Here is a 6,673-nt window from a genome sequence, read left to right on the forward strand (position 1 = left end):
AAAATTCCAGACCGTCCCGATCGTCTTTTGAGATTATAGAAGCCCAACCTGAAATGAACCTGAAAAACTCTGTGACCATTCTGCGAAACTTGCATCAGCACTTTCCAACTCCCCGCCAACGAAAAGCGCCTCTTTCAAAGCATACAAAAAGGCCTCATGCTCTCAAAACAGAAAACACAAGGCCTCTTTCTCAATTTTTCAAATAAGCTTTATCTGTCAAAATATTTCTCATAGAACTCTGCTGCAGGACATGGCTTAGAATAGTAATATCCCTGCAGAAGCTCCGGCTGATAGCTCTGTACCACGGCCAGAATCTCCGCATTCTCCACGCCTTCCACGCAAACCTGGATCTTGGTCTGCTTGCTTAAGTTCATAATATATTCCAGAATTGCCTGATCCATCTCGTCATCCTGAATGGAACGTACAAAAGTATGGTCGATCTTGATCAGCTGGGGCTTCAGCTTGCGAAGCAGTGCAATGGAGGAATACTCCGTGCCAAAATCATCCAACGCCATCTTAATTCCCAGGTTCTTGAAATATTCAAAATCATCCTGCAGCCTGTTTGGATCTGAGACCTTGCAGCTTTCTGTAAGCTCCAGGATCAGAGACTGAGCTGGTGTCTGGGATTCCTCCAGAATCCTGGTGACCATCTCACGAAATCCCGGCTGCAGCATCTGAATATAGGAAACATTCACGGAAATTACGAAATCCGGATTCTCCTTCCGCCACAGAGCCGCCTGGGCAAGGGCTGCATTCAAAAGCCACTCTCCCACCTCGCGGATGGTTCCGTCCTCTTCCAGAATGGGAATAAACTCCATAGGGGAAACCATACTTCCATCTGGCAGATAAAAACGCATCAATGTCTCCGCGCCGTAAACCTGCTGTTTCTCTCCTCTGATCAACGGCTGGTAAACCAGGGAAAATCCACGGAATTCATTGGCAATTGCCTCCCTTAACACCTCCTGAAGCTGGAACTGCTCCACAGTTCTCCTGTGCATTTTGCCAGAAAACTGGGCAATGCAGCCTCTGCCGTCCTTCTTCGCCTGTTCCAGGGCATATTCCACATTGGCATGCAAAGTCTCGAAGTCCTCTGCATCCTGGGGGAAAAATGCCACTCCGCAGGAAATAGTCAGCTGGATCTCCAGCTTCATCTCCCTTGGAACTTCCTCTCCGAACCGTTTCACCTGCTGATAGATCCATTCTATTTTGTCCCGATCCAGATCTGTGGTAATGCAGTAGAACTTGCCTCCCTGACCACGGTAAAAGGTAACACCCACCAGTTCATGGCACTTCTGTCCCAGAAGCTGAAGAACCTCATCTCCCACCATATATCCAAGAAGATCGTTGATTCTCTGCAGTCTGTCCACGTCAAATAAGAGAATGGCCCCCTCCATTCCCTGATTGATAAACACAGGCAGCTGCTTCTTCAGCTCATGAAATGTGTACAGGCCTGTTGGCTGATCAAACTTGGCATTCACTCCAAGATTCATCATAGTTCCCACAAAAAGCCCCAGGCTTCCATCCTCATGGCGCTCCACAACTCCCTGGCACTTCACCCACACATATTTGCCGTATTTATTCAGCGCACGGTATTCACAATTGTGGCGGTTGCTTTTTCCCGCGAAAATCCTTCCAATATCTTCCAGAAAGATATGCTGATCCTGGGGATGGATATGCTTCACCCACTCGTTCGCCGTGTCTGCAATATATTCTCCCGGCAGATTAAAATAATCCACGCTTGATTTGGACCATCTGGAAAAATCCCGTTCCAGGTCTGCCATATAAATATACAGATTATCTGAAGTCTGAGACAGCATTTCAAATAAGTGGCTGTCCAGATTAGATATGTCTATCAAAAAAACCACGCCTTCCCTCTTTCACGTTCCTTTTTGAAATTATATTTTACCATACTCTGTTAGATGACGTCTACTTTTTTTGACAATTTTGCTGAAAAATATTAAGAAAATATAAAGGAATCAATACATAATCGTGTTACGATACTTTTATATGCAAAAAACAGGCACCATATTCCCTCATTCTGGAAAATATGATGCCTGTTCTTTTACATTATAGTTTTATATCCTGGAAAAATGTTTCCTGGCTATGGATGACCAGTCTTATTTTACTGCCTCAAATGCTGCGTCCAAAGCTGCAATCAGGTCTTCTGCTTTCTCAATACCGATGGAAAGACGAATTGTGTTTGGCTTGATACCCTGGTCAAGAAGCTCTTCCTCTGTGCACTGGCTGTGTGTAGTTGTTGCAGGATGGATGACAAGAGATTTTACATCTGCAACATTTGCAAGCAGGGAGAAGATTGCAAGGTTATCAATAAATTTCTGTGCAGTCTTGGCGTCTCCCTTGATCTCGAATGTGAAGATAGAACCGCCGCCGTTTGGAAGGTATTTCTTGTACAGATAATGACTTGGCTCACTCTCCAGAGACGGATGATGTACAGCCTCAACCTGCGGATGCTTGGACAGGTAATCTACAATTTTCAGTGCATTGCTTACGTGACGCTCAACTCTTAAGGAAAGAGTTTCCAGTCCCTGTAAAAACAAAAATGCATGGAATGGAGAAAGTGTTGCACCGGTATCACGAAGGATGATGGCACGGATATAGGCTACAAATGCTGCCGGAGCAGTTGCCTCTGCGAAGGAAATTCCGTGATAGCTTGGGTTTGGCTCAGAAATCCACGGGAATTTGCCGGATGCTTTCCAGTCAAAGTTTCCGCTATCTACGATTACACCGCCGATTGCTGTACCATGTCCGCCGATAAATTTAGTTGCGGAATGAACCACAATGTCAGCGCCATACTCGATCGGGCGAACCAGATAAGGTGTTGCAAATGTAGAATCCACTACAAGCGGAATGTTATGTTTATGTGCAACCTTTGCAACTTCTTCGATATCAATCAGGTTGGAGTTCGGGTTTCCAAGTGTTTCAATAAAGATTGCTTTTGTGTTTTCCTGGATTGCAGCTTCGAAGGAACCTTCTACTTCCGGATCTACAAATGTTGCGGTAACGCCGTTTGTCTGTGGAAGGGTATGTGCCAGAAGGTTGTAAGTTCCGCCGTAGATGGTCTTGGAAGCTACAATGTGCTCACCTGTTTTTGCAAGTGCCTGGAATGTATAGGCGATTGCGGCTGCACCGGAAGCAACTGCCAATGCTGCAACGCCGCCTTCAAGAGCTGCGATTCTCTTCTCGAAAACATCTTCAGTTGGATTTGTAAGTCTTCCGTAAATGTTTCCTGCATCACGAAGTCCGAAGCGGTCTGCTGCATGCTGTGAGTTGTGGAATACATAGGATGTGGATGCGTAGATCGGAACAGCTCTTGCGTCTGTTACCGGGTCTGCCTGCTCCTGTCCGATGTGTAACTGTTTTGTTTCAAATCCCCAGTTTTTGGAATCTTTAATATCTGCCATTTTCTTTTCCTCCGTATCTTTTCTTCTTAGCAAATAAGCTTGCCAGTGAATTTTTTTATTTAATGTTGTTTTTGTTATTGATTTTTGCTTTTTTCTTTGTTGCTGCTTTGTTTTTGTTGATGAATGCATAGTAACATACTGGGGATTGTCTGTCCAATATGTAAAAAAAATATCTAGTTATAGATTTTTTCTATAGCCAGATATTTTGGAATTGTTTTTTCTGTTCTGTTCAAAGAGTGCCGCCCAAAATCTTCTGCCAATACTATGTTACAATTTGCGGAGGATTTTGCCTGGATTCGGAGCATATTTATTTACTTAATGCTTTATATTTTTTAATACTTTCAAGGAAAGCACTGTGGATGGTATCATCCTCATCCAGCTCCGGATGAAAGGCCAGGCCGTACTGCTCTTTGTATTTTACCGCCACAATGTTTCCTTCTATTTCTGCCAGCACTTCTGCACCTTCTTCGCATTTTTCAATGTAAGGAGCACGGATAAAGGTCATGGGAACTTCTCCCATTCCTTTCATCTCCTGGATTGTGTGGAAGCTGCCAAGCTGTCTGCCGTAGGCATTTCGCTTTACTGTTACTGGCATGGTTCCGAAATACACATGCTCATCATTGGAAAGATGGTCTGCCAGAAGGATCAGTCCTGCGCAGGTGGCAAGCACCGGCATTCCGGCTTCTATTTTTTCTTTCAGTGGCTGGAACATGTCCAGTTCACGAAGAAGCTTTCCCTGTACTGTGCTTTCCCCGCCTGGAAGTACCAGCCCGTCAAAGCCGCTTTCCAGGTCTTCCTTCTTTCGCAGTTCTACGCACTGTGCCCCTAATTTTTCCAGCTTGGCTCTGTGCTCTGCGAAGGCTCCCTGTACTGCAAGGATTCCGATTTTCATCTTATTTGCCCCTCTCTGCCATCAGAAGCTGGATTTCCTGCTCGTTGATTCCAACCATAGCCTCACCAAGGTCTTCGGAAAGCTCTGCAAGCATTTTGGAATCCTGATAGTTGGTAACTGCTTTCACGATCGCAGCTGCACGTTTTTTCGGGTCACCGGATTTGAAAATACCAGAACCGACAAATACGCCCTCTGCTCCAAGCTGCATCATCAGAGCTGCATCTGCAGGAGTTGCCACACCGCCTGCTGCGAAGTTTACAACCGGAAGTCTGCCGTTTTTATGTACATATTCAATCAAATCATATGGTACTCTTAAGTTTTTTGCTTCCTCAAAAAGCTCATCCTCACGCATGGAAACTACTTTGGCAATCTCGCTGTTCATCATGCGCATATGTCTTACCGCCTGTACCACATCTCCCGTTCCCGGCTCACCTTTGGTACGGATCATGGAAGCACCCTCTGCGATTCTGCGAAGTGCCTCCCCAAGGTCTTTGGCTCCACATACGAACGGAACCTTGAACTGGCGCTTGTCAATATGGTAAACATCATCAGCCGGAGAAAGAACCTCGCTCTCATCAATATAGTCGATCTCGATTGCTTCCAAAATCTGTGCTTCCACAAAATGTCCGATTCTGCATTTTGCCATAACAGGAATGGAAACTGCTTCCTGGATTCCTTTGATCATTTTCGGGTCGCTCATTCTGGAAACGCCGCCTGCCGCGCGGATGTCTGCCGGAATGCGCTCCAGTGCCATAACGGCACAGGCACCTGCTTCCTCTGCGATTTTTGCCTGCTCCGGTGTGGTAACATCCATGATAACTCCGCCTTTTAACATCTGTGCAAGCTGTTTATTTAATGCGTATCTTTCCTGGCTCATTTTAAATTCCTCCTGTATGCAAATTTGTTTGCTTGAAAGCATACAGGAGTACTGTACTTTTATAAATATCCAATTTACAGATAATTTAAAGGGACAGTTTGGTAAATGGGTGAGGATTTTTTAAATACTTACCTGAAAAAGAATAGACTTCCCATCCTTACTGTGCACTTTGATTTTCCCGCCGTAGGCTTCTGCCACTGCCTGCGCAATGGAAAGCCCGATTCCGGTACCGCCTGTCTTTTGAGAGCGGGAATCGTCCGGACGGTAGAAGCGGTCGAACAGCCGGGAAAGGTTTCTGGTATCCTCCAAAATACAGGTGTTAAAAACCTCTATTTTGGTTTTCCCATGAACCTTGTATACATCCAGGCGGATGCTTCCATGTTCATCCGAATATTTCAGTGCATTGTCAAGAAGAATGGAAATCAGCTGGCGGATGGAATCTGGATTTCCGCATAAGGTCAGGTTTTCCTCGATCCGCTGGGTATAGGCTTTACCTTGTGCTTTCGCAAGAGAAGCAAAAGGTTCTGCTACCTCCCAGACTGCATCGCTTAAGGAAAATTCAATCTTTTCAGGGAAAGGATTTTCCTCATCAAGACGGGACAAAGTAACAAGGTCTGCCACCATTCTGGACATTTTTGCTGTCTGCTTGTGGATGTTGTCTGTCCATTCGTCTGTTCCGTGTTCCATTTCGATCACATCTACACTGGTTGCAATGGATGTCAGAGGGGTTTTGATCTCGTGGCTTGCATCTGTAATAAAACGCTTCTGGCGCTCCATATTTCGGATGTAGGGTTTCATGGCACGCCTGGAAAGAAGCAGCACCAGAAGGAACACAATAAAAAAGCACACTATGCCCATCAGGCAGGAAATCAACAATACATTCCAGGCAGAATGCAGCTCCATCGAGCAATTTAGGAATATAACAATTTTGCCATTATTATCTGATAGTATTTGAAATCTGTAGTTTTTATAATAACCTTTTTTTCTTTTTCCATTTAAGATATTCTGGGCGTATTCTTTGGCTTCTTCCTGTGTAACAGATGCGATAAAGTCTGTAGAAACCTTCGTTATCTCTTCGTTTTCATCCAGCTTTACCAGAAAAAAGCGAGTAGTATATGGTGCCTCCGGATCGCGTTCCTGTCCCGGACCTGGGAACACTGGCGGCAGAGTTTCTGTCTGTCCTGTAGGAGGATTTGATGTATTTGCTGCATTTACAGGCGGAATCTCTGAATTTTTACTGGCATCTGCAGTTGACCCCGTTTCCCCGGCTGCATCAGCCCCATTGCCAGCCTCAAAGGTATAAATTTCCTGTATCCTCTGGTCTGCGCGACTGGCGGTGTTGTGGTAATTCCACACATTGACTCCGGCAAGCACCACCACCAGCATGATAAACACTGCTGCCATAGCCGCCAGAATAAAATGCCATCTCATTTTCTTCAGCATGTGGTTTCCTCCAGAGAATATCCGGCTCCGCGGACAGTT

General features: G+C 45.3%; 5 protein-coding genes. All 5 read right to left on the reverse strand.

The features are described 5' to 3' along the window. Positions 1–209: 209 nt before the first annotated feature. Positions 210–1,856 (reverse strand): bifunctional diguanylate cyclase/phosphodiesterase, encoded by a 1,647-nt coding sequence (locus OCV70_RS00620; RefSeq protein ID WP_147342980.1) that lies wholly within the window; start codon positions 1,854–1,856, stop codon positions 210–212. Between the two features lie 261 nt (positions 1,857–2,117). After that, positions 2,118–3,422 carry an O-acetylhomoserine aminocarboxypropyltransferase/cysteine synthase family protein gene (locus tag OCV70_RS00625; RefSeq protein ID WP_173766047.1) on the reverse strand — a complete coding sequence of 435 codons (1,305 nt, stop codon included), beginning with the start codon at positions 3,420–3,422 and terminating at the stop codon, positions 2,118–2,120. 307 nt (positions 3,423–3,729) lie between these two features. Next, the gene (pdxT, locus tag OCV70_RS00630) at positions 3,730–4,314 is read right to left on the reverse strand and encodes a pyridoxal 5'-phosphate synthase glutaminase subunit PdxT (RefSeq protein ID WP_173766049.1); all 585 of its coding nucleotides are present in this window, start codon (positions 4,312–4,314) and stop codon (positions 3,730–3,732) included. Position 4,315: 1 nt separating this feature from the next. Then, positions 4,316–5,191 carry a pyridoxal 5'-phosphate synthase lyase subunit PdxS gene (gene pdxS / locus OCV70_RS00635; RefSeq protein ID WP_021924740.1) on the reverse strand — a complete coding sequence of 292 codons (876 nt, stop codon included), beginning with the start codon at positions 5,189–5,191 and terminating at the stop codon, positions 4,316–4,318. Between the two features lie 120 nt (positions 5,192–5,311). Beyond that, complete coding sequence (locus tag OCV70_RS00640; RefSeq protein ID WP_173766051.1) at positions 5,312–6,634, reverse strand: sensor histidine kinase; 1,323 nt, start codon at positions 6,632–6,634, stop codon at positions 5,312–5,314. Between the last annotated feature and the right edge of the window lie 39 nt (positions 6,635–6,673).

Source organism: Blautia acetigignens, assembly GCF_025566865.1.
GTDB lineage: Bacteria > Bacillota > Clostridia > Lachnospirales > Lachnospiraceae > Blautia_A > Blautia_A acetigignens.